The sequence below is a fragment of the Hyphobacterium sp. genome (assembly GCF_965217055.1).
GTDB lineage: Bacteria > Pseudomonadota > Alphaproteobacteria > Caulobacterales > Maricaulaceae > Hyphobacterium.
This window is the reverse complement of record NZ_OZ244227.1, coordinates 1,533,308-1,556,964: the sequence shown is the minus strand read 5'-3', so window position 1 is coordinate 1,556,964 and position 23,657 is coordinate 1,533,308. Positions and strand designations below refer to the sequence as shown.

Below are 23,657 nucleotides of genomic sequence, written 5' to 3'. Positions count from 1 at the left end.
TGCTTCAGTCGCTGACCAACCTACTCGTCCATCAGCTGCTGGCTGAGGAAGGTATAAAGCAGAGCATCCCGCCTCGCGCTTTCGGCCAGATTGGCCGCCGAGGAGTGCCCGCCTTCCGTGTTCTCATAGTAGAGATAATCATGTCCCAGCTCTTCGAGCAGGTGCGCGAACTTGCGAGCATGGCCCGGATGAACGCGATCATCCTTTGTCGAGGTGTAAAGATAGATCGGCGGATATTCGTCATTGGCCGAGACGTTGTGATAAGGCGAAATCCTGCGCAGGAAGCCGCCCTCGTCCGGATCATTCGGATCACCGTACTCGCCCATCCACGACGCGCCCGCGAGCAGCATGTGATAGCGCAGCATGTCCAGCAGCGGCACAGCCGAAACCACCGCGCCCCAGAGATCCGGACGCTGCGTGTACATCACGCCGGTCAGGAGACCGCCATTCGAGCCACCATAGACGCCGAGATGCTGCGAGCTGGTCAGCCCGTCATCGACCAGGTCTTCGGCAACCGCGATCAGGTCGTCATAGATGCGCTGGCGGTTCATCATCAGACCGGCCTGGTGCCACGCCGGTCCGAATTCGCCGCCACCACGGATATTGGCGACCACATAGGCGCCGCCGCGCTCCAGCCAGAGCCGCCCGCGAACGCCCGAATAGCTCGGCTGGATCGACACCTGGAAGCCGCCATAGGCGTAAAGCAAAGTCGGTGTCGAACCGTCCATTTCGGTGTCGCGATGGCGTACCACGAAGTACGGGATCATCGTGCCGTCGGCCGATGCCGTCTCGCGCTGTTCGACGACGAGAGCGTCACCGTCGAACCAGGCCGGTGTCGAATCCGCAATCTCGACCGTGCCGGCTTCGGCGTCGACCACGTAAAGCGAATCCGGCGTCAGGAAGCCTTCGGCATTGAGGAAGGCCAGATCATGATGCGGGCTGGTGCCAAACAGGCCCAGCGTCAGGTTCTCGGGTGTGTCGACCTGCGTGGACGACCAGCCCGATCCGTCGAAATCGAAACGCCAGAGCTGGCCCGTGACATTATCGTCGATCTGGATCAGCACTGTGCCGGCCGACACGCCGACACTGCCGATCGATTGGCGCTCACCCGGGACGAACACCGTCGCGACATCGCCGATCTCGCCGTTCTCGGCGAAGCGGCCCATGTCGAAGGACAGGAGCGCGCCCTGCGGGTAAGTCTCGCCTTCGCCGCGGTCCCACTCTTCTTCCAGAGTGAACAGGAGCTGGTTGTCATAGAGCCCGGTCAGCGAGGAGCGCGCCGGGATCGGAAGGGACACCGGCTCACCTTCGTTGGGCAGATACCACCACGTCGTTTCGAAGAAGGTGTCGGCTTCCGACGCCATCATGTACACGTTGTCGGCATTGTCTTCGACGCGGAATGCGAACAGGCCGACGTCCTCGCGATCACCGCGCAACACTTCGGTTGCCGCGTCTATCGGCGTGCCGCGCTCCCAGCGATAAACGGCAACCGGATAGCCAGATGTAGTCGAGTTTTCGTCGTCCGTCGCAAAGCCGAACAACACGGTATCCTGGTCGACCCAGCTCATGCCTCCCTTGGCTTCCGGCGAAACGAAACCGTCTTCCACGAAGGAACGGCTTTCAAGGTCGAACTCGCGGCGCACGGACGCATCCTGCCCGCCGTCCGACAGCGTGATGATGCAGCGTGTGTAATCCGGGCCGAGGCAGTTTGAACCCTGCCAGACCCAGTTCACGCCTTCCTCTTCCGCGACAGCATCGAGATCGAGCACGACATCCCATTCAGTATTATCGGACAGATAACTTTCCAGGCTGGTCCGTCGCCACAGGCCATGCGTGTTGGTCGCATCGCGCCAGAAATTCCAGATATGGCCGTTCCGGTAGGATCCGTAGGGAATGCGATCGTCGCTCTGATAGACCTCCAGGGCCGCATCATAGAATCCCTGGTAGCGCGGATCACCCTGAAGCCGCTCGAATGTCCGGTCGTTTTGACCTTCGACCCACTCCAGCGCCTGCTCACCTTCGACCTCTTCCAGCCAGACCCGGGGGTCATTGACCGGATCGATCTCGACGACTTCACGCATCTCGGTGCTCGTCTCGGTGCTCGTCTCGGGCGCATCGTCCTGAATCGTTTCGGCGGTATCCGTCATCGCTGTATCGGTCGTCTCGCTGGCCGGTTCGGAACAGGCGACCAGCAAGGCGCCGGCGGCCGTCGCGGTCAAAAAGCGTTGCAGCATCTGGCATGCTCCTCAAATATTGCTGACGATATCCCTAGCGCGGACGAAGCACGATTCAAGTGAAACACTCAATGGACACTGCGATGCGCGCCTTGAAGATGAACGGGACCGGCAATGCCTTCCTGCTCATCGATGCGCGCGAATCCGGCGTCGAGATCACGACAGGACGCCTGGCCACATGGGCGGCAGCGCACGCCTTCGATCAGTTGCTGAAGCTGGAACCCAGCGACAAGGCAGACGCCCGATACCGGATCTGGAATCGCGATGGTGCGGAAGTCGGGGCGTGCGGAAACGGCGCCCGCTGTGCCGGCTGGTACCTGACCGGGGAGAAGGCGAGCAGTTCGGCCTGGCTGGAAGCCGGCTACGGGATCACCGAGACCCGGCGCACCGGCGATCGGCAGATGTGCGTCGATCTCGGGGAAGCGCACACGGGATGGAAGGACATCCCGCTGACGCGCGAGATGGATACGGTTGCCATGGATTACGAGATCGGCCTCGACGGGGTTCGGATCGGCCAGCCCGGTGTCGTCTCGATGGGGAACCCGCACGCCGTATTCGTCGTCGACGATGTCATGTCTTTGCCAATCGACGTATTGGGGCCCCGCATCGAAGCCGATCCGCTGTTTCCCGAACGCGTCAATGCCGGCTTCATGGAAATCCACGCCCAGGATCACATTCGACTGCGTGTCTGGGAGCGGGGCGCTGGCCTGACTTTGGCCTGCGGTACCGGTGCGGCGGCGGCGGTCGTGACAGGCCATCGCAAGGGGCTCCTGGACAGGTCTTGCCGCGTGACGGTCGATGGCGGAGAGCTAGCCGTTACCTGGAAAGCCGACAACCATGTCTGGCTTGAAGGCCCGGTCGAATACGAAGGCGAAGTGGAATTGGAGCCGTGACCCCATGAGCAAGACCAGCTGGACCGTCTATCTATCCGGAGAAATCCATACCGATTGGCGTGAGCAGATCATGTCCGCGGCCGCTGCCAAGCAGCTGCCGGTAAACTTTGTCTCGCCCGTCACCGTCCACGCGGATTCTGACGATTGCGGTGCGGTCATTCTCGGCGAGGAGGAAAAGTCCTTCTGGCGCGATAACAAGGGCGGGAAAATCAATGCGATACGGACCCGCACGCTGATCGGACAATCGGACATCGTCGTAGTTCGCTTCGGCGACAAGTATCGCCAGTGGAACGCCGCTTTCGATGCCGGATATGCCGCTGCCCTCGGCAAGCCCGTCATCACCCTCCGCGATGACGCGCTGACCCATGCCATGAAGGAAGTCGACGGCGCCGCAATGGCTACAGCCACCGAGCCGGGCCAGGTCGTCGCCATCCTCGATTATGTGATCAGCGGACGCCTGGAACGCTAGTCCGGCTTGACCGCACCCCGCCTTTTCCCCACTTAGGCGGACTTATGTCCGATCAGGATGTCCACACCTCGCCGGCGGCACCGTCCGCCCAGGGCGCCAACGAGCTGATGACGTTCGGCTGCCGGCTGAACAGCTGGGAGAGCGAAGTCATGCGCGGCCATGCCGAGGCCGCAGGACTCTCCGGAGCAATCATCGTCAATACATGTGCGGTCACAAACGAAGCCGTGCGCCAGGCCCGCCAGGCGATCCGGCGCGCGCGCCGCGCCAACCCCGATGCGCCGATCATTGTCACTGGCTGCGCGGCGCAGATCAACCCCGGCGAATTCGCCGACATGCCTGAAGTCACGCGCGTGATCGGCAATGACGACAAGATGAGGGCCGAAACCTTCCGGCCTGACGTGCTGCTCGGCGGCGAAACCAAGACCCGTGTCACCGACATCATGAAGGTCCGCGAAGTTGCCGGGCACCTTGTCGATGGGCTGGACGGCCGCGCCCGTGCTTACGTCCAGGTCCAGACCGGGTGCGATCATCGCTGCACCTTCTGCATCATCCCCTATGGCCGCGGCGACAGCCGCTCAGTGCCGGCCGGCGAGGTCGTCGAACAGGTCAGGACTCTGGTCGGCAACGGATTCCAGGAAATCGTGCTCACCGGAGTCGACCTCACCAGCTGGGGCGCAGATCTGCCGGGCGAGCCCAAGCTTGGCCGCCTGGTTCAGTCCATTCTCGCGCAATGCCCGGACCTGCCACAACTGCGCCTTTCCTCGATCGATGCTATCGAGATCGACGACGCCCTGTTTGATGCCGTCACGGGTGATGATCGCATCGCCCCGCACCTTCATCTTTCCTTGCAGGCCGGGTCCGACATGATCCTCAAGCGCATGAAACGCCGCCATTTGCGCGACGATGCCATCGCGCTGTGCCAGCGGCTCAAGACGGCGCGCCCCGACATTGCGCTGGGTGCCGACCTGATCGCCGGTTTTCCGACGGAAACCGAAGCCATGTTCGATGACACGCTCGACCTCGTGGACGCCTGCGACCTCGCCTATCTCCATGTCTTTCCCTTTTCTGCAAGACCGGGCACACCGGCTGCCCGCATGCCGCAGCTTGACCGAAGCCTCGTGAAGGCCAGGGCGGCGCGCCTGCGGGAAAAGGCAGGCGAGGCCCTGGATCGCCATCTCGATGGCATGGCCGGCACAATTCAGCACGGGCTCGTCGAAAAGCCGGGATTCGCGCGCGCGCCGAACTTTGCCGGCATCCGTATCGGCTATGTAAACGCCCGCGCAGGGGCCATCCTGCCACTGCGGATTACCGGCCGGACAGATACCGACCTTGTGGGAGAACCGGCATGAGCGACCAGGATGCTCCGAAGAAACCCGGCTTCTTTTCGCGCCTGACGGCCGGGCTGCGCCGCTCATCAACCAGCATCGCCGACAGCGTAACCGCGGTCTTCACCAGGAAGAAGCTCGACGCCGACACGCTCGAACAGCTCGAGGACGCGCTGATCGCCGCCGATCTCGGCACGGCGACCGCAATGCGGGTGACCGACCGGCTGGCGCGTGACAGGTTCGAGAAAGAGGTCACCGACGAGGAGGTCCGGACCACGCTCGCCGAAACCATAGCGGAAACACTGGCACCGCTCGAAGCGCCGCTCGATATCGGCACTGACGCGAGGCCAGAAGTGGTTCTCTTTGTTGGCGTCAACGGATCCGGAAAAACGACCACGCTTGGCAAGATAGCAGCGCGCCTGAAGCGCGACGGCAAATCCTGCCTGCTGGTGGCCGGGGATACTTTCCGCGCCGCGGCAGTCGAGCAGATCGCGGTTTGGGGCGAGCGCGCGGGCTTGCCAGTTGAGAAACGCGAGATCGGGGCCGATGCCGCCGGCCTCGCTTTCGATGCCGTTCAGCGCGCCAGGCGCGAAGGCCTCGATGCCGTGCTGATCGACACGGCCGGCCGATTGCAGAACCGCACCGAGCTGATGGACGAATTGCGCAAGATTGTCCGCGTCCTGCGCAAGGTAGACGAGAACGCTCCGCACAAGGTGATCCTGGTGCTGGACGGTACGGTCGGCTCGAACGCGCTGTCGCAGGCTGAAGCATTTCTCGAAGCCGCCAATGTCACCGGGCTGATCATGACGAAGCTGGACGGTACGGCGAAGGGGGGCGCACTGGTCCAGGTCGCGGAAAAATTCGCTTTGCCCATCCACGCCATCGGCATCGGCGAGGGCATAGACGACCTTCAGACCTTCAATGCTCGCGCTTATTCCCGCGCCATTGCCGGACTCGACGAGACATGAGCTTGGAGTGGCTGGGCGCTGCGGCCATGCTGGCGTCCGCTTTTTTCCATAGCTTCGTCGGGCTTCTGACCAAGAAAGCCGGCGACAAACTGGTTTTTCGCTCCGTCCTGATGCTGACCGCCGCGGTTCTGGTCTCGCCTGCCCTGTTTTTTTTCCCGCCCCCACCCGCCGAAGCATGGAAGTTTCTGATTGCCGGCATGGCGATCCATTTCGTGTTTCAGATCGCGATGATCTCTGCGTTCGAACGCGGTGACATGAATCTCGTCTACCCCGTCATGCGCGGCGCCGCGCCGGCGCTGGCTGCCCTCGCCGCCTTTCTGTTCCTGCGCGAGAATCTCAATCTGCTCGAATTTGCCGGTCTCGGCGTCGCCACCCTTGCCATCATCGGATTCGCCTGGCCGGACTCCTCGCACGTGCCGAAAGTGAAAGCCCTGGCCTTTGCCTTTCTGGCAGCCAGCATGACGGCGCTCTATACCGTAAATGATGCCTCCGGGGTGCGCCTTACCGGCAATCCGGTCAGCTATCTGGCCTGGTTTTTCCTGGTAACCTGCATGCCGATCACATTCGCAGCCTTAATCCGCCGCGGTCGGCGATGGCCAGGCCTTGCCAGAGCCGAACTGACGCGCGGCATTGCTGCAGGGTTTGTGGGTGCATCGTCCTACGGATTTGCCTTGTTCGCGCTTGCGATCGCGCCGGTCGCCCCGATGGCAGCCATGCGCGAGACTTCGGTCGTGTTCGGCGCGGTGCTGGCTGCGCTCGTACTGAAGGAGCCTTTCGGCAGACGCCGCACGATTCTGGCAATCCTTCTTGCAGCCGGACTCGTATTACTCCAAGTCGGATAGGAACCAGGAGGCAGATCATGAGCCAGGCCAAGAAAACCGCGGGACAGGGTGCCCAGCTCCTAACCGATGTCGGGCCGGTGATTGCCTTCATCCTCGTCTACAATGTCGGCCGTCGCCTGGTCGATGACCAGGCAATCTACTGGGCAACCGGCGTTTTCATGGTCGGCGTCGTCTTCGCGCTCGCCTATGCCGCCATCGTGCAAAAGCGTTTTCCGCCGATGCTTGTGGTCTCCGCCGTTATCGTGACCGCCTTTGGCGGCATGACCATCTATTTGCAGGATCCGATTTTCGTATACATCAAGCCGACTATCATCAATCTGTTGTATTCATTCGTTATTTTGGGGTGTTTTGCGTTCGGCTTCAATGTCTGGAAAGCGCTATTCGGCTCGGTCTTCAACCTGCCTGACCGGATCTGGTGGATTCTCGGTGTACGCTGGGCCCTGTTTTTCCAGTTCCTCGCCCTGTTCAACGAATTCCTGTGGCGCCACATCAACGATTCGGTTGTTGTCGAGTCCGCCCGCTGGTTTGATTCCCTGTCCTGGAGCGAAGGCTTCTGGGCGAATGGCAAGCTCGCCATAATGGCCCTCACCTTTGGCTTCGCGCTCGCCAATATTCCGATCCTGCTACGGCACCAGATCGAGGACGACTCCGCCAATGCGGACGCCGCCAGCGCAAGTGATTCTCCGTAATCGGATGATTGTTATTGATCCGTGACACGTCTTGACTAGAGTTTGTGTGTCTCTAGTCGGGGTGGGACGAGATATGGGTGACAATTCCGAGTTCTCGCTGTCCAATTCCCCGGGTCACCTGTTGCATCGCGCGCAACAATTCGCGGCCGAGCGATTTGCCAAGAATCTGTCAACGGGTGACAAGCTCACTCAGCGTCAATTCGCTGTACTGGCTGCAACCGCGGCCCGCGAAGGCCTGACCCAGACCGAGCTCGTCAAGGAAACCGGGATCGATCGATCCACACTGGCCGAGCTCGTCTCGCGCATGGTGGGCCGCGATTTGTTGCGGCGCGAAAACGTGGCTGGCGACGCCCGCGCCAACGCCGTCTTTCTGACCGATGAGGGGCGCGCGATGTTCGATCGCGCACGGCCCGGCGCGGTTTCCGCCGACGCAGCGATCTTGTCTTCCCTGCCGAAGAACAAGCGCAAGGGTTTCCTGGTCACTTTGAGCCGTATTGCACTGACGATCGAGGAAGACGAGGCGCGTGCAAAGGCTGAGAAGAAAAAACAGAAGGACGCCGCCAAGAAGGCGAAGAAAAAAGCCAAGAAAAAAGCCAAGAAAGCGGCCAAGAAGAAAGCCAAGAAAATGGCGAAGGAGAAAGCCGGCGCCTAGCGCTGTCCGCGCGTCTCCAGGGCGGGCAGGATAACGCGCCTGACGACGTCATCCGTCAGCGGACCGGCCCAGCGGGCGCGAACAATGCCGTCGCGGTCAATGACAAAGGTCTCCGGAGCGCCGGTGACGCCGAGCTCGATCACCGCGGCGCCGGCAGGGTCCAGAACAACACCTTCAAACGGATTGCCCAACCGCACCAGAAAGGCATTCGCGCGCGCGCTTGTATCACGCCAGGCGATGCCATAGATCGGCACGCCATCAGCTGCGAGCTGCATCAGGACCGGATGCTCCACCTCGCAAGGCGGGCACCAAGACCCCCAGACATTGAGAAGATAGGCTTCGCCACGCAGCTCTTGCGGCGAGAAGCCCTGCCGCCCTGCTGCAGCTTCGAGTGTGAAATCTGGAACCGTCTCGCCGACCAGGCGGTCCGTCTGGGATGGCGTATTGGGCGTCAGCAGGACGAAAGCCAGAAGGCCCGCCGTCACAACCAGGACAACAACAGGGATCAGCCGCAGCCAGTTCATCCGCCTGCCTCGTCTTCCTCGCGCGCGAGGTGCCGGACGGCGCGGCGGCGTTCAGCGAGAATGAAGACCGTCAGGCCGCCAACGCCGAGCGCCGTTAGCGCATAGGACGCCCACACAAAGCCCATATAGGCGCCGGATTCGATAACACCGCTCATGCCTTGGCCTCGCGCAATCGCTGCAGATTCCAGGCCCGCCGCGCCATGATCGCGCTGCGCATCCGGTAGAGAATCATCCAGCTCGCCAGGAAGGTGAAACCGACCGCCATCAGGCCGAGCGGCAAGAGCTGACTGCCATGAATGGATGGCCCGTCGGCGCGGAACACCGTTGCACCCTGGTGCAGCAGCCCGTCCCACCATTCCACCGAGAAGCGCACGATCGGAAGATTGACCAGGCCGACCATGGCAAGGATCGCGCCCGACCGCGCCGCCAGACGTTCGTCTTCGATCGCGGCGCGCAGGGCAATGTAACCAAGAAACAGCAGGAACTGGATCAGCATCGAGGTCAGCCGGGCATCCCAGACCCACCACGTGCCCCATGTCGGCTTGCCCCAGATCGAGCCGGTAACCAGGCAGAGCGCAGCGAAAACCGCGCCGACCGGGGCGATGGAAACCGCCGCCACATCGGCAAGGTTATGGCGCCATATGAAATAGACGAGGCTGGCGGCACCCATGCCGAAATAAAGCGCCAGTCCGAGCCAGGCCGCCGGGACGTGGACATACATGATCCGCACCGTATCGCCCTGGAACCGGTCGATCGGCGAAGCGAACAAGCCAAACCACAGGCCCACGGCGATCAGCCCCAGCGCGGCCCAGCCACACACCGGTATGGCGACGCGCGCGAAGGCCTCGAACCTTTTGGGATTGGCAAGATAACTGATCATTTCGGCCTACGCGTTAGCCCGGCGAGCGCGCGTGAACAAGACCTGTATTGCCGCAGGTCTATTCGCCGGAACCGGGCGCGATCGGCTCAAGCGCATCGCCTGGCGCCGTCAGGACGTCGAGATCCGGTTCGCCGGCGAAGACATCCGCCCAGTCCGGCGCCAGAAATCCGGCATATGCGGAGAGTGGGACCGGCACCGAATAAGGCCCTTCCGCATAGGAGCCGACCGCATAGGGTTCGAAATGGAACATCAGCCCCGCTGCCGCTGTGCCCTCCTGATTGGGGATCAGCGTGAAGCCCGGAAAGGCCTCCGGGTCGGCCGCCAGCGGTGCCAGCCAGGTATCGCGTTCCATCGACTCGTCAAAATCGCTCCCGAGTCGCTCCTGCTTCAACGCCATGAGTTCTCGATAGACGGCGTAGAACAGCGCGGTCATCGCCGGAGAATCGACGCTCGAATCGATAAACATTTCAGCCAATTCGACCGGCGCGTATCTCTCGTACCGTGTCAGGACAGGCGAAAATCCCTGATTCGGGTGCGCTCCACCCGTGTAATAGCTGCTCGACCGCGACAGGCTGATCACACTCCGGCCGGCGAATGCAATGTCAATGTCGGTCTCGCTGAAATACGCGTTCCAGCTCCATTCCGGTGCATCAGCCAGCCAGCTGGTATGGTCCGTCAGGGCAAGCCGCACCAGATTTGCCAGCGATTCCATTTCCGCTTCGACGACCGCGGCATGAATTTCGTCGTGTTCCGCCAGTTCTGGGTCCAGCGTGATGACGATGTCATAGACACCCGGCAGCGTCGCTGAGATACGTTCTGTATTATCCTGCGCCACGACCGGCGGCAGGATCATCACGAAGCAAAACAGGGCGGCAATTCGGCGCATGCGCGGATGAAAGCACAGGCCCACGCGCTATTCCAGCCGCGCCTTGAGCGCAGCGGAAATGGCGAAGGGTGCCAGCGCCACGAGAAACAGGCTCGCCGCCCCGACCAGCAGCAGATTTGCACCGGCAGCCGGATCTCCGACCAGCGAAGCGCGCCCGGCACTGGCTGAGAACACGAGCAGCGGGATCGCCAGCGGTGCTGCTATCAGCGCGATGACCAGGCCACCGCGCCGGGCGCCTGCGGACAACGCGGCCGCCATGGCAACGATCAATGCCAGCCCCGGTATGGCAGCCGTGAGTGCCAGCGCGAGATACCCCGCTGCCGGCAATGGCAGCCCGTAGGAAACTCCGCCGCCCAGACCAATAAGCGGTAATGGCCACAGCGTCGCCAGGGCCACGCCGAATACCTTGGCCAGCGCGATGATGGACATCGGCAGGCCGGACAGGGCGTAGGCGTCCAGCGTACCATCGGAAACATCTTCACCGAACAGGCGCTCGGCGCCTTGCAGCACGGCCAGCAGCATCGTGAAACAGATCACGCCGGGACCGGCTGCCAGCAATGTCGCGGGCGATTGGCCGATCGCCAGCGGGGCCAGTGTCAGGCACGCGATGAAAAACGCCGCGGGCGCCGCCGGTCCACCGCCGCCGGCATGCGCCAGGCGAGCCTCGCGCCAGAACAGCGCCATCGCTCTCATCGCACCAGCTCCCGCGTTCGCGCATCCGGCCAGTCCAGCGCCTGGTGGGTTGCCGCGATCACCAATCCGCCGCGCGCCCGGTGCGCCGTCACTATATCCGACAATCGCTGCCGTCCGTCCGCATCCAGCGGCGCCGCCGGTTCGTCGAGCAGCCAGACCGGTCGCTCTAGAACAAGAAGGCGCGCCAGCGCGGCCCGGCGTTTCTGTCCCTGGGACAGGCGTCGTGACGGCCGGTCCGCCAGCGCCCGGAGGCCCATGGCGTCCAGAGCGTCTTCTACATTCGCCGACGAGCCCGTCAGGCGCGACCAGAAGCCGAGGGATTGCCGCGGTGTCTCGTCCGGTTTCAACGCGTTTTCGTGCCCCAGAAAGGCGCAGGAATGCGCAGCGGCTTCCGGCGCCGGCAAGTCGCCGTAGAGTATTTCGCCACGGGCTGGCCGGAGAATGCCCGCAAGCGCGCGCAACAGCGTCGTCTTGCCGACCCCATTGCGGCCCAGAAGCACCACGGCCTCACCCGGTTGAACGGTCAGAGACAGCGCCTCGATCAGCGGAACACCGCCGCGCTGCAGGGTAATCGCCCGTGCATCCAGCGGGTTCGAAAAGAAGGCCTCGGCAGTCATCCGATGCGATTTCGCCCGCGCCGGGTGGCGGGTCAAGCTGCGATCACGTCATGGGCGCATTGCAGCCTTTCGCCACTGGGTCTAAAACGCGCGCAAAATACATCTCCCGCGACGCGAAATCCCGGCGTGCGATAACCGATAAGGATGCTTTCCATGGCCTCACTCGACAGCTTCAATTGCCGCCGCGAACTGGATGTCGATGGCAAGTCCTATGTCTATTTCGACCTCAAGGAGGCGGAAAAGAACGGGCTGGAAGACGTTTCGCGCTTGCCGGCGTCATTGAAAGTGCTGCTCGAGAACCTGTTGCGCAATGAGGACGGGATCACCGTCACCCGATCCGATATCGAAGCGATGGCGAAATGGGTCCAGGAGCGCAAGTCCACAACCGAGATCGCCTACCGCCCGGCGCGCGTGCTGATGCAGGACTTCACGGGTGTCCCGGCTGTGGTCGATCTCGCCGCCATGCGCGACGCGGTTAAACAGCTCGGCGGGAACCCGGAAAGCATCAATCCGCAAGTCCCGGTCGATCTCGTCATCGACCACTCTTTGATGGTCGACGTGTTCGGGTCCGACGACGCCTTCAAGCGGAATGTCGAGCGGGAGTATGAGCGCAATGGCGAGCGCTACAAATTCCTCAAATGGGGCGCCAGCGCGTTTGACAATTTCCGCGTCGTGCCGCCGGGCACGGGCATCTGCCACCAGGTCAATCTGGAATACCTCGCCCAGACCGTGTGGACCAAGGAAGAGGGCGGCGAGACCATTGCTTATCCCGATACGCTGGTCGGCACGGACAGCCACACCACGATGGTCAACGGCCTGTCGGTCCTCGGCTGGGGTGTCGGCGGTATCGAGGCGGAAGCCGCGATGCTCGGCCAGCCGGTCTCAATGCTGATCCCGGAAGTCGTCGGCTTTCGCCTGACGGGCGAATTGCCCGAAGGTGCGACCGCGACCGACCTCGTTCTCATGGTCGTACAGATGCTGCGCGAGAAGGGCGTCGTCGGAAAATTCGTCGAATTCTTCGGCGAAGGTCTCGACCATCTCTCGCTCGCCGACGAGGCCACCATCGCGAACATGGCGCCGGAATACGGCGCGACCTGCGGCTTCTTCCCGGTCGATAACGAGACCCTGACCTATCTTTCCGACACCGGACGTGACCCGGAACGCGTCAAACTGGTCGAAGCCTATGCCAAGGCTCAGGGTCTCTTCCGTCCCGATTACGAAGTCGAGCCGGTCTTCACCGATACGCTCGAGCTCGACCTGTCGACGGTCGTGCCATCGCTGGCCGGCCCGAAGCGCCCGCAGGATCGCGTGCCGCTCGACAACGCCGCCGATGCTTTCGCGATGACGCTGCACGAGGAATTCGACAAGATGTCGGAAGCCCACAAGCGCGCCAAGGTGGACGGCACGAAGTACTCGCTTGGACATGGTGATGTCGTCATTGCGGCGATCACCTCCTGTACCAACACGTCTAATCCGTCCGTCATGCTCGGCGCCGGCCTTTTGGCCCGCAATGCGTTGAAGCGCGGCCTCAAGGTCAAGCCGTGGGTCAAGACCTCACTTGCTCCCGGATCGCAGGTCGTCACCGACTATCTCGCGAAGGCCGGCCTTCAGGACGATCTCGACGCCTTGGGCTTCCAGCTCGTCGGCTATGGCTGTACCACCTGTATCGGCAATTCCGGCCCATTGCCGGAGCCGATCTCCAAGGCCATCAAGGAAGGCGATCTGGTTGCCACCTCCGTATTGTCGGGCAACCGCAATTTCGAGGGCCGGATCAGCCCTGACGTGCGCGCCAACTACCTGGCCTCGCCGCCGCTGGTCGTCGCCTACGCCCTTGCCGGATCGATGAATATCGACCTCTACAACGAGCCGATCGGCTATGACGAGGAAAATGAGCCCGTCTTCCTCAAGGAGATCTGGCCGAGCAATGAGGAAATCGCAGAGGCCGTCCGGACGGCAGTGACGCCGGACATGTTCTCTTCGCGTTACGCCGATGTCTTCAAGGGCGATGACATCTGGGCAAATATCGAGGTGACGGGCGGCCAGACCTATGACTGGGATTCGACCTCGACCTACATACAGAACCCGCCTTACTTCGAAGGCATGAGCATGGATGCCACGCCACCTGGCAATATCTCGAATGCCCGCATTCTCGGCCTGTTCGGCGACTCGATCACCACCGACCACATCTCGCCGGCGGGCGCGATCAAGGCTGACAGCCCGGCTGGTCGTTACCTGCAGGAACACCAGGTCGCGCCGCGCGACTTCAACTCCTACGGCTCCCGTCGCGGCAATCACGAAGTGATGATGCGCGGCACCTTCGCCAATATCCGGATCAAGAACCGGATGTTCGACGGTCTCGAGGGCGGCTACACGAAGAAATGGCCGGAAGGCAAGAAGGACGACATCTACAACGCTGCCATGGCCTACAAGTCCGAAGGCACCCAGCTCGTCGTGATCGGCGGCAAGGAGTATGGCACCGGATCCTCGCGTGACTGGGCCGCCAAGGGAACACGCCTCCTCGGCGTCCAGGCCGTGATCGCGCAGAGCTTCGAGCGCATTCACCGCTCCAACCTGATCGGAATGGGCGTCCTGCCGCTGCAGTTCGAAAGCACCGGTTGGGAAGAACTCGGCATGACCGGAGACGAACAGGTTTCGATCACCGGTGTTGAATCGCTCGAACCGCGCCAGTTGCTCGATGTCACGATCACTTTCGCGGACGGGCGCACCGAGACGGTCAAGGCGCGCGCCCGCATCGATACCGAGAACGAACTCGAATACTACCGCAATGGCGGCATCCTGCACTACGTCCTGCGGCGATTGGCGGCGGGCTGATTTCAGCTCGCCCCACGCGGCCTATACCGACCCGTTCTTGGCCAGGTAAAGCTCGACCCTTTTGATCTCGCGCAGCATGGCGAGGTGGTTCATGCGCATCCAGAACCAGATCTTGCTGAGGCCAACGGCCAGGAACAGGCACCAGACACCGGTCGCCCAAAGAATCAACTCGCGCGTGGTTTCGGCATTGAACAATTGCCAGAAGCAGTAAATCGCCGCGCCAAACAGCGTGAAAGACATGACGAAAAGGTAGACCGTCCAAAACCTGAGCTTGCCCTGGAAGGCATTGCCCATTTGCTCGAACAGGCCGGGCTCATCATCGAGGCGGCGCAGGAAGCTTTCCTCGTCCTCGGTCAGGGCCTGGTTCAGCGTCGTGTTGAAATCACTCATGGACCTCACTCCCGGTTAGCGCCGCCCTCAATTGGCGACGGGCATGGAACAGCCGCGACTTGACGGTGCCGACAGGCACGCGCGTTGCCGCAGCGATCTCGGCGAGACTGAGCTGCTCGCCGAAGAACAATGTCGCCACGATCCGGTGTTCCGGGCCGAGGCTTTGAAAAGCGGCATGGATGTCGGCGCGGCGCTCTGCATCACCGGCCGCGCACTCGGTATCTTCCGCGTTTTGATCTGTTGCGCGGGATCGCTCCCGGACACGCCTGCGGAGGATGTCCGCACACTTCCGGGACAGTATCCCGAACGACCATGACGGAAAGCGTGCCGGGTCCGACAGTGTCATCCAGCCCTTGGATATCGCCTCCCACGTTTCCTGAACCGCTTCTTCCGCGAGGTCGTGGTCGCGTAGAATGCGCTGCGCGGTTCGCAAATATCGCGGATACCATCGCTGCGCGAGCTTTCCCGACGCCATGCGGCTACCGGCCATCGCCGTCAGGATGAGGTATTCGTCGAGAATCCGCGACGTCTGTTGCCGGGTCACGCTATCTTTCCTATCTGTTCTCTTGCCCGTTAAGTCGGTATAGACCTGCAAAAGGTTCAATTGCCGCGAAAAATTGTGCAGGAACGTCACGCCGTTGTGATTCGCGGGTCATGCGGGGCAACACTATCTAGGGACCATGATCAACGTCCTGATCAGCCTTGTTTTCGGCATCACGCTGACCGGTCCCGCACACGAACCGGCAAGCGCGCCTGCGCGCCCGGTGCTGATCGAGCTGTTCACCAGCCAGGGTTGTCCGCTTTGTCCGGCCGCCAACGAGTATCTGGGCAGGCTCGACGCACGCGACGATGTGATCGCGCTGAGTTTCAGTGTCGACTACTGGGATATCTATGGCTGGTCAGATACTTATGCGCGCCCCGAATTCACTGACCGCCAACGCGCCTACAAATCGCGCATGGAGCTTGCCCGCATCTATACGCCGCAATTCGTCATTGACGGGACGTCAGAAGCCGGTGGATCGGAGCCTGACGGTCTCTTGTCGCAGATCGCCAATCGCCGGATGACGCTGACTGACTCGATCGAGATCCTCGTCGAGCATCATGGTGAGGGCAATTTCACGATCGACATTGATGGCGGCGTGCCGACGCATGAACCGGCAACGGTTTATCTGGCCGCCTATGTTCCGGGCTGGCGCAATGTCGCAGTCGAAGGCGGCCGCAATGCGGGTCGGGAGATCCGCGTCTACAACCCGGTCACCGCCCTGTTCGAGCTCGGCCAGTGGCAGAACGGCCCGGACAGCTATGGCGCAGCCCTCCCGGACGGACTGGCAGGCGTGCTGATCATCCAGGGCGGGCCGGGCGGGCCGGTGTACGCGGTCGCTGATTTCCGGCGCTCGATGCATACCGCAAGCAATTAGGCGTCCTTGACCCGCCACGGCGGGTCAAGCCGGTTTTTTCCTGCGTGATAGAGTTTCCAGCGATGGCCGTCAGGGTCGCGGAACCCGGCTTCCCGCCACAACCAGTTCTGGTCGGCAGGCGCGCTGTCGAACGTCACACCGGCCTCTGTCAGCCGCTCAAATTCACCATCGACATCATCGCTCTCGAGATAGAGCGTGCCACCATTGCTTTCGACGACATCCGCAACGTGAATGGAAAACGTCGTGTCACCGTTCGGCGCCTTGAAGCGACAATAATGAGGACTGTCGACCAGCAAGTGGAATCCCAGATTCGAATAGAATGCTTTTGATCGCGCGATATCGCGGACATCAAGGGTGATCTGATTGAGCTTCATGAGCGCCCCCTTCACTCGCGCGGTGAATCGCTCACGGCTACCGCCAGTCCAGGCAGCGGCCGGATCAGTCGGTCAACCGTCAGATCGCTCAACCGAAAAGCCCAGCCATCGGCCCGCTCATTGATGGCCACGGCCGCATCGCGGGCCGCATCACTTTGGGCGATGGCCACCAGTTTCGCCCAGTACTCGCCGTCCCGTTCGAAAACCGAGACCGTGAGCTCCAGCCCGTTCACCGTGGTGATACGGTGTTCGGCATCGCGCGGCCCGCGGATCTCGCGCGCCGGTCTGACATCGCGGAACCGGACCCGCGCGAGGGTCGTTGCCACGCCGTCACCGGCACCCGGCGATACCAGCCTGTAGCCAGCGGGCGAGACGATATCGAAACGCTCGGAGCTCAGGCTCGGGCGCCGCAGGCAGTATCCCGGTCCGGATTCCGGCAGGATGCAAGCCTCCCGGATTGCAGATCGGCCAAGGGCCAGGAAATCGAGCTCCATCCAGTGAGCCGCCGAGGAGATCTCCGGAATGTAGCCGCGCACAAGCCAGCTCTCCGGGCTGGCGGCGTGACGCACATAGAGCTGCCCGTCCGCGCGTTGCCGGCCAATGACAAGGTCGGCGAGCACGCCTTGGTTCGTATCTCGCATGACGATCCGCGTGCCGTCGCCGCCGGTTGCCGGATCACCGAGGCCCAGCGCTTCATACCGCTCTGTCAGGTGCGTGCGCTCACCCATTGGCTCCAGCGCTGCGAGGGCTGCTATGAGCCGCCCGGCCAGCGCGGCATCTGCCGGAAATCCCTCGTTCGAAACCAGCGCCCAGCCCTCCAGCGTTCGGCGCAGCAAGACGCTTTCGTCGGAATCCTCGATTTCGATTTCGAACACCAGAGCAGGGTCATCGGGCAGCCGCGGCGTCAACGTACCGGGGGGCAAGCCGACCCCGGGGTCCGTCTGCCAGAAGACAGCCAGCAAGCCGGAAAAGAGCAGAAAAATGCCTCCGCCGAGGGAGATCAGGGCTTGCCGGCGCCTGGACAGCGGCACACTCATGACAGCGTCCTCCGGCGCCGCCAGATTCCGACCCCCAGCCCCGTCAGGAGAATTATCAGCGGCGGCATCCAGAGCGTCCAGAACCGTAGCGCCGACTCCAGCCGGTCAATGTCCTGCCGGAAACTGTGTTCGATCGTCCGCAACCGGTCACGGGCCTCTGACATTTCTGCCCGCAATTGAGTAATCCGGGATTCCAGACTGGTCTCGGCACCGTCAACCGGCGAGCGGCCGGACAAGAGAGCGTCGAGTTCCTCCTCGATCTCCGCTGCACGGGCTTCCAGCGCCGCCTGCTCTTCGGAATAGGCCGCCGCTGCAGAGGCGCGCAGGGCCTCAACTCGGGTCATTGGCCGCGCAGATGACGGCAGCGAACGCAGTTCGAGCAGGGCCGGGTCACCGACCGCCAGATCAATCAGATTGAGCAGGAACCCCGGATTGTCGGCAACGATCGACAAGCCGAAGGACGGGTCCTCCCGCAGGAAATAGGGGTCATCCAGCCAATCGACGTCCGCCATGATCACCACATCCCCGGAGCGGTTGGAAACCGGCAGATGATCATCCGAATTCCCGGATGGTGCGCCGTCCGGAAAAGCGCTCGGAAACATGCCGCTCAGGCGGACGCCCAGGACCGGAGCCCGATCCGCCGGCGCATAATCGGACAACAGCGCGGCGGGCGACGGATTGCCCGCCGCAGTATCCGTGCTGACCAGCGCACCTTCGTCGCTGGTTTGCACAAGCACCCGGACACCGAGCCCGTCGACCGCCGAGAGCCGGACATGGCCGGGCGAACCGAAATTCACCCCGCGCTGCAAATCGGCGGTCGACAGATCGTCAGCGTTCAGCTGCGCCGGCCCGACCGAGAACCAGAGAGGATAATTGCGAATGGCATTGCGGCCATCTTCGGTGATTTGGACCGGCAATCCCAGCGATCGGTCCATGGCGACTTCGGTTTCCGGAATGCTGACACCCCAGGCGGAGAGCAATTCGCCAAGACTCGTCGAGCGCCGGGCGTTTGGCGGCGGCAGGCCATCGGGCCCGGGCCGGAAGGCCGCGAGCGCCAGCGGGTCGAGCGCGAAAATCGCGCGGCCGCCACGCAGCACGAATTGATCGAGCCTGTAGATCTGGTCCGCGGCCAGGCGCGGCGGATGCAAGACCAGCAGGGCGTCGATGTTCGGAAGGTCTGAAAAACCGTTCTCGATCCAGACGATTTCGTGCGCCGCACCGATCTCGTCAACGATATGGCTTGGCCTTGCGCCAAACGCGCCGGGCTGGATCGGCAGGCTGGTCAGAATGCCGACCCGCCTTTGCTCCGACTGCGACAATTCCGCGAGCGAACGCGACAGATCGTACTCAAGCAGGGCTTCCCGCTGCGGCGAGAAATAGGCGAGAACCTGCCGGTTATCGACAGCGTTTTCGGCCACAAGTCCGAAGAAAATGCGATCACCTTCGCCCGCGGGCGTCGCGGTCAACCCGGCGGCCAATGCGGCTTCTTCTTCCTCGGAATAGGGCTCCGGATCGATCTCAGTGAGAACGATCCGGCCATCGGCGGCAAGCGCATAGCTCTGGAGCAGGCCCCGCACCCGCGCGCCATAGCTCCTGACGGCCGGATAGTCGGCCGCACTGCGACGCGAATAGTAAAATGTCCAGCGGACCGGCTCGTCGATATCGGCAATGATCGACCTTGTCCCCGGCGAGAGCCGGTAGAGCCCGCCCTGGGTAATGTCGATCCGTATGTCGGACAGCAATTGCGCGGATAGCAGGTTGAGGCCGGTCACAGCCGCAAACAGCGCCACCAGCAGGCTGGCGAGATGCCAGCGCCGGCTCATCGGCCGGCCTCCCGGCTGGCACCGATCTGCAAACCGCCAGCCGTGACACCGAACGCAATCAGCAAAAGAAAATAAAGCAGGTCCGCCACTCCCACGACGCCTCGCTCGAACGCAGAATACCGCTCCAGTACGCTGGAATAGGCCAGCCCCTCGACTACGAAGGCCGGAGCCGAACCGGACAGTGTTTCCGTGACCAGCGGCAAACCGGCCATCGTCAGCAGCAACGCCGCCAGCACTGACAGGACGAATGCCGTGACCTGGCTACCGGATGCGGCCGACAGGCCCTGCCCGATCGCCAGATAGCCGCCCGCCAGCAGGAAAGCCCCGAAATACGCTATCGCGATGGCAAGATTGTCCGGCGATCCGAGATAATTGACCGCTACCCACATCGGAAAGGTCGACACCAGCGCCGCGCCGGCCACCGTCCACGCGGCTGCAAACTTTGCCAGCGCCACAGACGGGAGTGAAACCGGCAGGCTCAACAGGATCTCCAGCGTGCCGCGATCGCGTTCTTCCGCCCAGGCGCGCATGGCGAGTGCCGGCATCAGGATCATCAGGAGCCAGGGAAGATAGGCGAATAGCGGAGCTAGATCGGCACGGTTGGTGTCGAAAAAACGGCCGATATTGAACGCGAATGCCGGGGCCGCAAACGCAAAGGCAGCGAGAAAGATGTAGGCCAGTGGCGTGGTGAACCAGGCGCGCATTTCGCGGCGGTAGACCGCAACAAATCCCGACGGCCAGAGCGTCATGCAGCCGCCTCGTCGAGCTTGGAGGGCCGGGTGAGCGATCGAAACGCGTCATCCAGGCGCCCCGTTCGCGCACGGCTGGCGAATTCGTCAGGATTTTCGTCAACCAGTATGGTCCCCTCGGCGATCACGATCACGCGGCTGCAGACCGCCGGCACTTCCTCGAGAATGTGTGTTGAAACGATAATCGCCTTGTCTGCGGCCATTTCGCGGATCAGCGCCCGCACTTCATGCTTCTGATTGGGATCCAGCCCGTCTGTCGGTTCGTCCAGTACAAGCAGCGGCGGGTCATGCGCGATGGCAGCCGCCAGAGCGGCGCGGCGCTTGTAGCCTTTCGACAGCGTGCCGACCTGTTGATCGGCAGCCTCTCCCAGACGCGCCCGTTCCAGTGCTCGGTCCCGCGCAAGGACGAGATCACGGCCCGACCAGCCGCGAGCGGCGAGGCAGAATCCGACAAATTCGCGGGGCGTCATCGTCCGGTAGGCCGGCGCCCCCTCGGGCAGATAACCCACCAGGCGCTGTCCCTGCCGGCGGTCGGAGAGCATGTCGAACGCACCGACCTGGACCCGTCCGGAATCCGGCTCCAATCGCCCGGCAATCATCCGCATCACCGTTGTTTTCCCAGCACCATTGGGCCCCAGGAAACCGAGAACCTCACCGGTCGCCAATTCGAACGAGACGCGATCGACCGCCGCACGGCGGCCGAAAGTCTTGACCACGGAATCAACGATCAGCATGGCGAGCGCGGCAACCTCCGGCGTTCATTGGCACATGCCAATAGCGATAGCTTGCGTCGCACAGCTTGGCCAGATGGCGCTCACGGCTTGGTAAACGGAAGGGATCGTCGGCCGGGACAGCATGACTGCTGATCCGGGGGGCTGGGGGGGGCTGTCTGAAACCTGGACCATGCAGACCTGTTTGACCGCCCGACCGACGCTTGAAAAGCTCGGGCGAGGTTGAGGCGTTCGCAAGACCGAAATTTGACGGCTTTGTGGCAGTGCGTGAATACTTCGTAACGAATAGGCGGCACGATGAGCCGCAAGAGAATCAGGGAGCCGCGTTTCGCGTATGAGGGGATTATCCAGTTCGGCCCGCGCTTTGCCCGTCATGTTCGAACGTCCGGAACTGGACGCCATTTTGAGGGTTTACGGGCGACTTGTCATGAGTGGGGATTGCAAGGATTACGCAATCGACCGTCTCGAGGATCGCGCCGTTTTCTCGATCTTCCGCCGCGCCAGTGAATTTCCCTTGTACCGGATCGAAAAGGTTCCGGCACAGGCCAAACGGCAAGGAGCCTGGTCGATCCTCGCGCCCGGCGGCGCCATCCTGAAACGCGGTCACGATTTGTCCAATCTCCTGCGGTTCTTCGACAAGCGCCGCTTCCAGCTGGTCGACTGAACGCAAGAAAAAACCCCGGCCGAAACGACCGGGGTCTCTCTTTCACATCAGGTTTTCAGCCTATTCGCGTGCGCCGAGGAACATCAGCAGGAACTGGAACAGATTGATGAAGTTGATGTAGAGCGACAGCGCGCCGAAATTGGTCGCCACCGCCATCTGCGCCTGGTCACCGCCCAGCGCATAATAAGTTGCTTTCAGGCGCTGCGTGTCGAACGCGATCAGGCCCGAGAAAATCAGCACACCGATCGCGGAGATCACGAAAGCCATCATCTCGCTTTGCAGGAAGATGTTGACGATCATCGCGATGATCAGACCGATCAGTCCCATGATCAGGAAGCTGCCAATGCCGGACAAATCGCGCTTGGTGGTGTAGCCCCACAGGGACAATCCGCCGAACGCCGCCGCCGTCACGAAGAAAGTCGTGGCGACACTGGTCGATGTGTAGACCAGGAACACGATGCCCAGCGAGGCGCCGATAGACGCCACCACCGCCCAGTACAGAAGGCCACTTCCCGACGCCGTCGGATTCTTCATGAAGAACATGGAGCCGAAGATCAGGGCGAGTGGCAGGAACTGGATGATCATGCCGAGTGGCGTGACGCCCACCAGCTGACCGCCCTGGACCACGAATAACAATTGCTGGACCGCCGGCACATAGGCTGTGGCCAGGGCCAGAAGCCCCGACACGAGCAGGCCAAGACCGAGCTTGTTGTAAACACCGAGCATGAAGCTGCGCAGCCCGGCGTCGACGGACATATCCATCGCGCCGGTGACATTTCCATATCCACGATAGCTGTCGTTCATGATGATTTTCTTCCTTTCAACGCGAAGAGGGGCCTGCCGTAGCGGCTGAACCCTTTGCACTCTTATATCGTTGCCACGCGCCCCGCTGGCAAGGGGAGACCGGCAGGGCCGGAATCCCGGCTGCAGGCCGGGGGCTTCAAAAGCGGAGCAATCACGGCATCCTGCGTGTCATGTCGCTTCGCCTGTTTGCCGCCCTGCCTGTACCGGCTGAAATCGCCGTTCGCCTGACCGGCCTCCAGAAAGGCGTGACCGGTGCAAGATGGCGCGCCGCAAGCGCCATGCACATCACCTTGCGTTTTTTTGGTGAAATCGATGAGCGTCTTGCCGAGGAGCTCGACCATGAGCTCGGCCGCATCGCCTGCAAACCCTTCGAGCTTGCCATCCGCGGTGCCGGCTCTTTCGGCCGCACCGAGCCGCACGCGATCTGGCTGGGAATCGCGCCGCAGCCAGCACTGGATTCGCTCGCCAGCGCTTGCGAACGCGCGGCGCGGCGAACCGGCCTCTCGCCGGAGAAGCGGGCTTTCAAGCCGCATGTCACGCTGGCCTATCTTGGCCGTACCGATCTCGATCGCGTCCAGGCCTTCGAACGGCGCAATGCCCTGTTCCAAACGCCCGCCTGGAAAGCCGATCGCTTTTATCTCTATTCGTCCTGGCAGAGGGGGCGGGGTGCCGATCCGTACCGGATAGAAGCCGAGTATCCGCTCGGCTAGATCCAGCGCCGGACCCGCTCGCAATAGGCCGCATAAGTGTCGCCGAAGGTTTGCAGCATCGCGCGCTCCTCGGGACGGATCTGCAATCGGTTCAGCACCACGATGAAGCCGGCCGGCGCCAGCAAGGCCAGCACATCCTGCGTATAGGCCACGACCGCGAACAGGATCAAAAGCATGCCCAGATACATCGGATTGCGCGTGAAACGGTAGATTCCATTCGTCACCAGCGCGCTGGCGTCATCAATCTTGTACGGGTTGATCGTCGTCTTCTGGCGGCGGAACGCCATCACGCCCAGCAAAACGACCATTACGCCCAGGCCGGCGAGGAGCAGGACCAGTAGCAAGCGGGCCCGGCCCATCAGAATGTCGAGCGGTGAAACGACATCCAGCTCGAGCGCGATGCCTGTAAAAAAGACCATGATGACGGGTGGCGGAATGATCGGACGCATGACT

The 23,657-nt window shown here is 62.4% G+C and carries 27 protein-coding genes; 11 read left to right on the top strand and 16 right to left on the bottom strand.

The features are described from left to right. Positions 1–20: 20 nt before the first annotated feature. Complete coding sequence (locus ACOOFN_RS07825) at positions 21–2,234, bottom strand: prolyl oligopeptidase family serine peptidase (RefSeq protein ID WP_420430474.1); 2,214 nt, start codon at positions 2,232–2,234, stop codon at positions 21–23. A gap of 83 nt (positions 2,235–2,317) precedes the next feature. Between ACOOFN_RS07825 and dapF the strand changes: the two genes are divergently transcribed. The 7 genes from dapF (at position 2,318) to ACOOFN_RS07790 (ending at position 8,072) form a co-directional block, all read left to right on the top strand. Beyond that, the gene (gene dapF, locus ACOOFN_RS07820; protein ID WP_420430472.1) at positions 2,318–3,127 is read left to right on the top strand and encodes a diaminopimelate epimerase; all 810 of its coding nucleotides are present in this window, start codon (positions 2,318–2,320) and stop codon (positions 3,125–3,127) included. Positions 3,128–3,131: 4 nt separating this feature from the next. Next, positions 3,132–3,596, top strand: coding sequence for a YtoQ family protein (locus ACOOFN_RS07815; RefSeq protein ID WP_420430470.1), 465 nt, complete (start codon positions 3,132–3,134; stop codon positions 3,594–3,596). 44 nt (positions 3,597–3,640) lie between these two features. Further along, entirely contained in the window at positions 3,641–4,945 is a 1,305-nt protein-coding gene (mtaB, locus tag ACOOFN_RS07810) for a tRNA (N(6)-L-threonylcarbamoyladenosine(37)-C(2))-methylthiotransferase MtaB (RefSeq protein WP_420430468.1), read from the top strand. Then, a complete protein-coding gene (ftsY, locus tag ACOOFN_RS07805) occupies positions 4,942–5,889 on the top strand; it encodes a signal recognition particle-docking protein FtsY (protein ID WP_420430466.1) in 948 nt (315 codons plus the stop codon). The genes mtaB and ftsY overlap by 4 nt, the downstream gene beginning before the upstream one ends. Then, positions 5,886–6,731 (top strand): EamA family transporter, encoded by an 846-nt coding sequence (locus ACOOFN_RS07800; protein WP_420430464.1) that lies wholly within the window; start codon positions 5,886–5,888, stop codon positions 6,729–6,731. The genes ftsY and ACOOFN_RS07800 overlap by 4 nt, the downstream gene beginning before the upstream one ends. Before the next feature lie 17 nt (positions 6,732–6,748). After that, a complete protein-coding gene (locus ACOOFN_RS07795) occupies positions 6,749–7,420 on the top strand; it encodes an inner membrane-spanning protein YciB (protein ID WP_420430462.1) in 672 nt (223 codons plus the stop codon). A 73-nt stretch (positions 7,421–7,493) separates the two neighbouring features. Continuing rightward, complete coding sequence (locus tag ACOOFN_RS07790; RefSeq protein ID WP_420430460.1) at positions 7,494–8,072, top strand: MarR family winged helix-turn-helix transcriptional regulator; 579 nt, start codon at positions 7,494–7,496, stop codon at positions 8,070–8,072. Here ACOOFN_RS07790 and ACOOFN_RS07785 read toward each other — a convergent pair. Genes ACOOFN_RS07785 through ccmA form a run of 6 tightly spaced genes read right to left on the bottom strand, consistent with a single transcriptional unit; the run spans position 8,069 to position 11,672 of the window. Next, entirely contained in the window at positions 8,069–8,596 is a 528-nt protein-coding gene (locus tag ACOOFN_RS07785; RefSeq protein WP_420430458.1) for a DsbE family thiol:disulfide interchange protein, read from the bottom strand. The genes ACOOFN_RS07790 and ACOOFN_RS07785 overlap by 4 nt on opposite strands. Next, positions 8,593–8,751: a heme exporter protein CcmD gene (gene ccmD, locus ACOOFN_RS07780; protein ID WP_420430456.1), complete on the bottom strand. Its 159-nt coding sequence runs from the start codon at positions 8,749–8,751 to the stop codon at positions 8,593–8,595. Before ccmD ends, ACOOFN_RS07785 begins: the two co-directional genes overlap by 4 nt. Further along, complete coding sequence (gene ccmC / locus ACOOFN_RS07775) at positions 8,748–9,476, bottom strand: heme ABC transporter permease CcmC (RefSeq protein WP_420430454.1); 729 nt, start codon at positions 9,474–9,476, stop codon at positions 8,748–8,750. The genes ccmD and ccmC overlap by 4 nt, the downstream gene beginning before the upstream one ends. A 58-nt stretch (positions 9,477–9,534) precedes the next feature. Further along, positions 9,535–10,362 (bottom strand): RsiV family protein, encoded by an 828-nt coding sequence (locus ACOOFN_RS07770; protein ID WP_420430452.1) that lies wholly within the window; start codon positions 10,360–10,362, stop codon positions 9,535–9,537. A gap of 27 nt (positions 10,363–10,389) precedes the next feature. Continuing rightward, positions 10,390–11,055 (bottom strand): heme exporter protein CcmB, encoded by a 666-nt coding sequence (locus tag ACOOFN_RS07765; protein WP_420430450.1) that lies wholly within the window; start codon positions 11,053–11,055, stop codon positions 10,390–10,392. After that, positions 11,052–11,672 carry a heme ABC exporter ATP-binding protein CcmA gene (gene ccmA, locus ACOOFN_RS07760; protein ID WP_420430448.1) on the bottom strand — a complete coding sequence of 207 codons (621 nt, stop codon included), beginning with the start codon at positions 11,670–11,672 and terminating at the stop codon, positions 11,052–11,054. The genes ACOOFN_RS07765 and ccmA overlap by 4 nt, the downstream gene beginning before the upstream one ends. Before the next feature lie 153 nt (positions 11,673–11,825). Between ccmA and acnA the strand changes: the two genes are divergently transcribed. Continuing rightward, positions 11,826–14,504: an aconitate hydratase AcnA gene (gene acnA / locus ACOOFN_RS07755; RefSeq protein WP_420430446.1), complete on the top strand. Its 2,679-nt coding sequence runs from the start codon at positions 11,826–11,828 to the stop codon at positions 14,502–14,504. A gap of 21 nt (positions 14,505–14,525) precedes the next feature. Here the strand turns inward: acnA and ACOOFN_RS07750 are convergent, their stop codons facing one another. Continuing rightward, positions 14,526–14,894 (bottom strand): DUF6768 family protein, encoded by a 369-nt coding sequence (locus ACOOFN_RS07750; protein WP_420430444.1) that lies wholly within the window; start codon positions 14,892–14,894, stop codon positions 14,526–14,528. Beyond that, entirely contained in the window at positions 14,887–15,438 is a 552-nt protein-coding gene (locus ACOOFN_RS07745; protein WP_420430442.1) for an RNA polymerase sigma factor, read from the bottom strand. The genes ACOOFN_RS07750 and ACOOFN_RS07745 overlap by 8 nt, the downstream gene beginning before the upstream one ends. 136 nt (positions 15,439–15,574) lie before the next feature. Here ACOOFN_RS07745 and ACOOFN_RS07740 point away from each other — a divergent pair, with 136 nt between their 5' ends. After that, positions 15,575–16,312 (top strand): DUF1223 domain-containing protein, encoded by a 738-nt coding sequence (locus ACOOFN_RS07740; RefSeq protein WP_420430440.1) that lies wholly within the window; start codon positions 15,575–15,577, stop codon positions 16,310–16,312. Here ACOOFN_RS07740 and ACOOFN_RS07735 read toward each other — a convergent pair. Genes ACOOFN_RS07735 through ACOOFN_RS07715 form a run of 5 tightly spaced genes read right to left on the bottom strand, consistent with a single transcriptional unit; the run spans position 16,309 to position 21,029 of the window. Beyond that, positions 16,309–16,686, bottom strand: coding sequence for a VOC family protein (locus ACOOFN_RS07735; protein ID WP_420430438.1), 378 nt, complete (start codon positions 16,684–16,686; stop codon positions 16,309–16,311). The two genes, ACOOFN_RS07740 and ACOOFN_RS07735, sit on opposite strands and share 4 nt — an antisense overlap. An 11-nt stretch (positions 16,687–16,697) precedes the next feature. Then, complete coding sequence (locus ACOOFN_RS07730) at positions 16,698–17,723, bottom strand: DUF4340 domain-containing protein (protein WP_420430436.1); 1,026 nt, start codon at positions 17,721–17,723, stop codon at positions 16,698–16,700. Continuing rightward, entirely contained in the window at positions 17,720–19,546 is a 1,827-nt protein-coding gene (locus tag ACOOFN_RS07725; protein ID WP_420430434.1) for a GldG family protein, read from the bottom strand. Before ACOOFN_RS07725 ends, ACOOFN_RS07730 begins: the two co-directional genes overlap by 4 nt. Next, positions 19,543–20,295: an ABC transporter permease gene (locus ACOOFN_RS07720; protein ID WP_420430432.1), complete on the bottom strand. Its 753-nt coding sequence runs from the start codon at positions 20,293–20,295 to the stop codon at positions 19,543–19,545. The genes ACOOFN_RS07725 and ACOOFN_RS07720 overlap by 4 nt, the downstream gene beginning before the upstream one ends. Then, the gene (locus ACOOFN_RS07715; RefSeq protein WP_420430430.1) at positions 20,292–21,029 is read right to left on the bottom strand and encodes an ABC transporter ATP-binding protein; all 738 of its coding nucleotides are present in this window, start codon (positions 21,027–21,029) and stop codon (positions 20,292–20,294) included. The genes ACOOFN_RS07720 and ACOOFN_RS07715 overlap by 4 nt, the downstream gene beginning before the upstream one ends. A 331-nt stretch (positions 21,030–21,360) precedes the next feature. On the opposite strand from ACOOFN_RS07715, the gene ACOOFN_RS07710 reads away from it, so the two are divergent. After that, entirely contained in the window at positions 21,361–21,690 is a 330-nt protein-coding gene (locus tag ACOOFN_RS07710) for a DUF2794 domain-containing protein (RefSeq protein ID WP_420430428.1), read from the top strand. Positions 21,691–21,750: 60 nt separating this feature from the next. On the opposite strand, the gene ACOOFN_RS07705 is transcribed toward ACOOFN_RS07710, so the two are convergent. Next, positions 21,751–22,494: a Bax inhibitor-1/YccA family protein gene (locus ACOOFN_RS07705; protein WP_420430426.1), complete on the bottom strand. Its 744-nt coding sequence runs from the start codon at positions 22,492–22,494 to the stop codon at positions 21,751–21,753. A 170-nt stretch (positions 22,495–22,664) separates the two neighbouring features. Here ACOOFN_RS07705 and thpR point away from each other — a divergent pair, with 170 nt between their 5' ends. Beyond that, positions 22,665–23,204 carry an RNA 2',3'-cyclic phosphodiesterase gene (gene thpR / locus ACOOFN_RS07700; protein ID WP_420430424.1) on the top strand — a complete coding sequence of 180 codons (540 nt, stop codon included), beginning with the start codon at positions 22,665–22,667 and terminating at the stop codon, positions 23,202–23,204. Here thpR and ACOOFN_RS07695 read toward each other — a convergent pair. Beyond that, positions 23,201–23,653, bottom strand: coding sequence for a methyltransferase family protein (locus tag ACOOFN_RS07695; RefSeq protein ID WP_420430422.1), 453 nt, complete (start codon positions 23,651–23,653; stop codon positions 23,201–23,203). The two genes, thpR and ACOOFN_RS07695, sit on opposite strands and share 4 nt — an antisense overlap. Between the last annotated feature and the right edge of the window lie 4 nt (positions 23,654–23,657).

What these genes read in the sequence shown, in the direction of transcription:
- ACOOFN_RS07825 (WP_420430474.1), bottom strand. Translation starts at nt 2,234, where the DNA reads ATGCTGCAACGCTTTTTGACCGCGACGGCCGCCGGCGCCTTGCTGGTC.
- dapF (WP_420430472.1), top strand. Translation starts at nt 2,318, where the DNA reads ATGCGCGCCTTGAAGATGAACGGGACCGGCAATGCCTTCCTGCTCATC.
- ACOOFN_RS07815 (WP_420430470.1), top strand. Translation starts at nt 3,132, where the DNA reads ATGAGCAAGACCAGCTGGACCGTCTATCTATCCGGAGAAATCCATACC.
- mtaB (WP_420430468.1), top strand. Translation starts at nt 3,641, where the DNA reads ATGTCCGATCAGGATGTCCACACCTCGCCGGCGGCACCGTCCGCCCAG.
- ftsY (WP_420430466.1), top strand. Translation starts at nt 4,942, where the DNA reads ATGAGCGACCAGGATGCTCCGAAGAAACCCGGCTTCTTTTCGCGCCTG.
- ACOOFN_RS07800 (WP_420430464.1), top strand. Translation starts at nt 5,886, where the DNA reads ATGAGCTTGGAGTGGCTGGGCGCTGCGGCCATGCTGGCGTCCGCTTTT.
- ACOOFN_RS07795 (WP_420430462.1), top strand. Translation starts at nt 6,749, where the DNA reads ATGAGCCAGGCCAAGAAAACCGCGGGACAGGGTGCCCAGCTCCTAACC.
- ACOOFN_RS07790 (WP_420430460.1), top strand. Translation starts at nt 7,494, where the DNA reads ATGGGTGACAATTCCGAGTTCTCGCTGTCCAATTCCCCGGGTCACCTG.
- ACOOFN_RS07785 (WP_420430458.1), bottom strand. Translation starts at nt 8,596, where the DNA reads ATGAACTGGCTGCGGCTGATCCCTGTTGTTGTCCTGGTTGTGACGGCG.
- ccmD (WP_420430456.1), bottom strand. Translation starts at nt 8,751, where the DNA reads ATGAGCGGTGTTATCGAATCCGGCGCCTATATGGGCTTTGTGTGGGCG.
- ccmC (WP_420430454.1), bottom strand. Translation starts at nt 9,476, where the DNA reads ATGATCAGTTATCTTGCCAATCCCAAAAGGTTCGAGGCCTTCGCGCGC.
- ACOOFN_RS07770 (WP_420430452.1), bottom strand. Translation starts at nt 10,362, where the DNA reads ATGCGCCGAATTGCCGCCCTGTTTTGCTTCGTGATGATCCTGCCGCCG.
- ACOOFN_RS07765 (WP_420430450.1), bottom strand. Translation starts at nt 11,055, where the DNA reads ATGAGAGCGATGGCGCTGTTCTGGCGCGAGGCTCGCCTGGCGCATGCC.
- ccmA (WP_420430448.1), bottom strand. Translation starts at nt 11,672, where the DNA reads ATGACTGCCGAGGCCTTCTTTTCGAACCCGCTGGATGCACGGGCGATT.
- acnA (WP_420430446.1), top strand. Translation starts at nt 11,826, where the DNA reads ATGGCCTCACTCGACAGCTTCAATTGCCGCCGCGAACTGGATGTCGAT.
- ACOOFN_RS07750 (WP_420430444.1), bottom strand. Translation starts at nt 14,894, where the DNA reads ATGAGTGATTTCAACACGACGCTGAACCAGGCCCTGACCGAGGACGAG.
- ACOOFN_RS07740 (WP_420430440.1), top strand. Translation starts at nt 15,575, where the DNA reads ATGATCAACGTCCTGATCAGCCTTGTTTTCGGCATCACGCTGACCGGT.
- ACOOFN_RS07735 (WP_420430438.1), bottom strand. Translation starts at nt 16,686, where the DNA reads ATGAAGCTCAATCAGATCACCCTTGATGTCCGCGATATCGCGCGATCA.
- ACOOFN_RS07730 (WP_420430436.1), bottom strand. Translation starts at nt 17,723, where the DNA reads ATGAGTGTGCCGCTGTCCAGGCGCCGGCAAGCCCTGATCTCCCTCGGC.
- ACOOFN_RS07725 (WP_420430434.1), bottom strand. Translation starts at nt 19,546, where the DNA reads ATGAGCCGGCGCTGGCATCTCGCCAGCCTGCTGGTGGCGCTGTTTGCG.
- ACOOFN_RS07720 (WP_420430432.1), bottom strand. Translation starts at nt 20,295, where the DNA reads ATGACGCTCTGGCCGTCGGGATTTGTTGCGGTCTACCGCCGCGAAATG.
- ACOOFN_RS07715 (WP_420430430.1), bottom strand. Translation starts at nt 21,029, where the DNA reads ATGCTGATCGTTGATTCCGTGGTCAAGACTTTCGGCCGCCGTGCGGCG.
- ACOOFN_RS07710 (WP_420430428.1), top strand. Translation starts at nt 21,361, where the DNA reads ATGAGGGGATTATCCAGTTCGGCCCGCGCTTTGCCCGTCATGTTCGAA.
- ACOOFN_RS07705 (WP_420430426.1), bottom strand. Translation starts at nt 22,494, where the DNA reads ATGAACGACAGCTATCGTGGATATGGAAATGTCACCGGCGCGATGGAT.
- thpR (WP_420430424.1), top strand. Translation starts at nt 22,665, where the DNA reads ATGTCGCTTCGCCTGTTTGCCGCCCTGCCTGTACCGGCTGAAATCGCC.
- ACOOFN_RS07695 (WP_420430422.1), bottom strand. Translation starts at nt 23,653, where the DNA reads ATGCGTCCGATCATTCCGCCACCCGTCATCATGGTCTTTTTTACAGGC.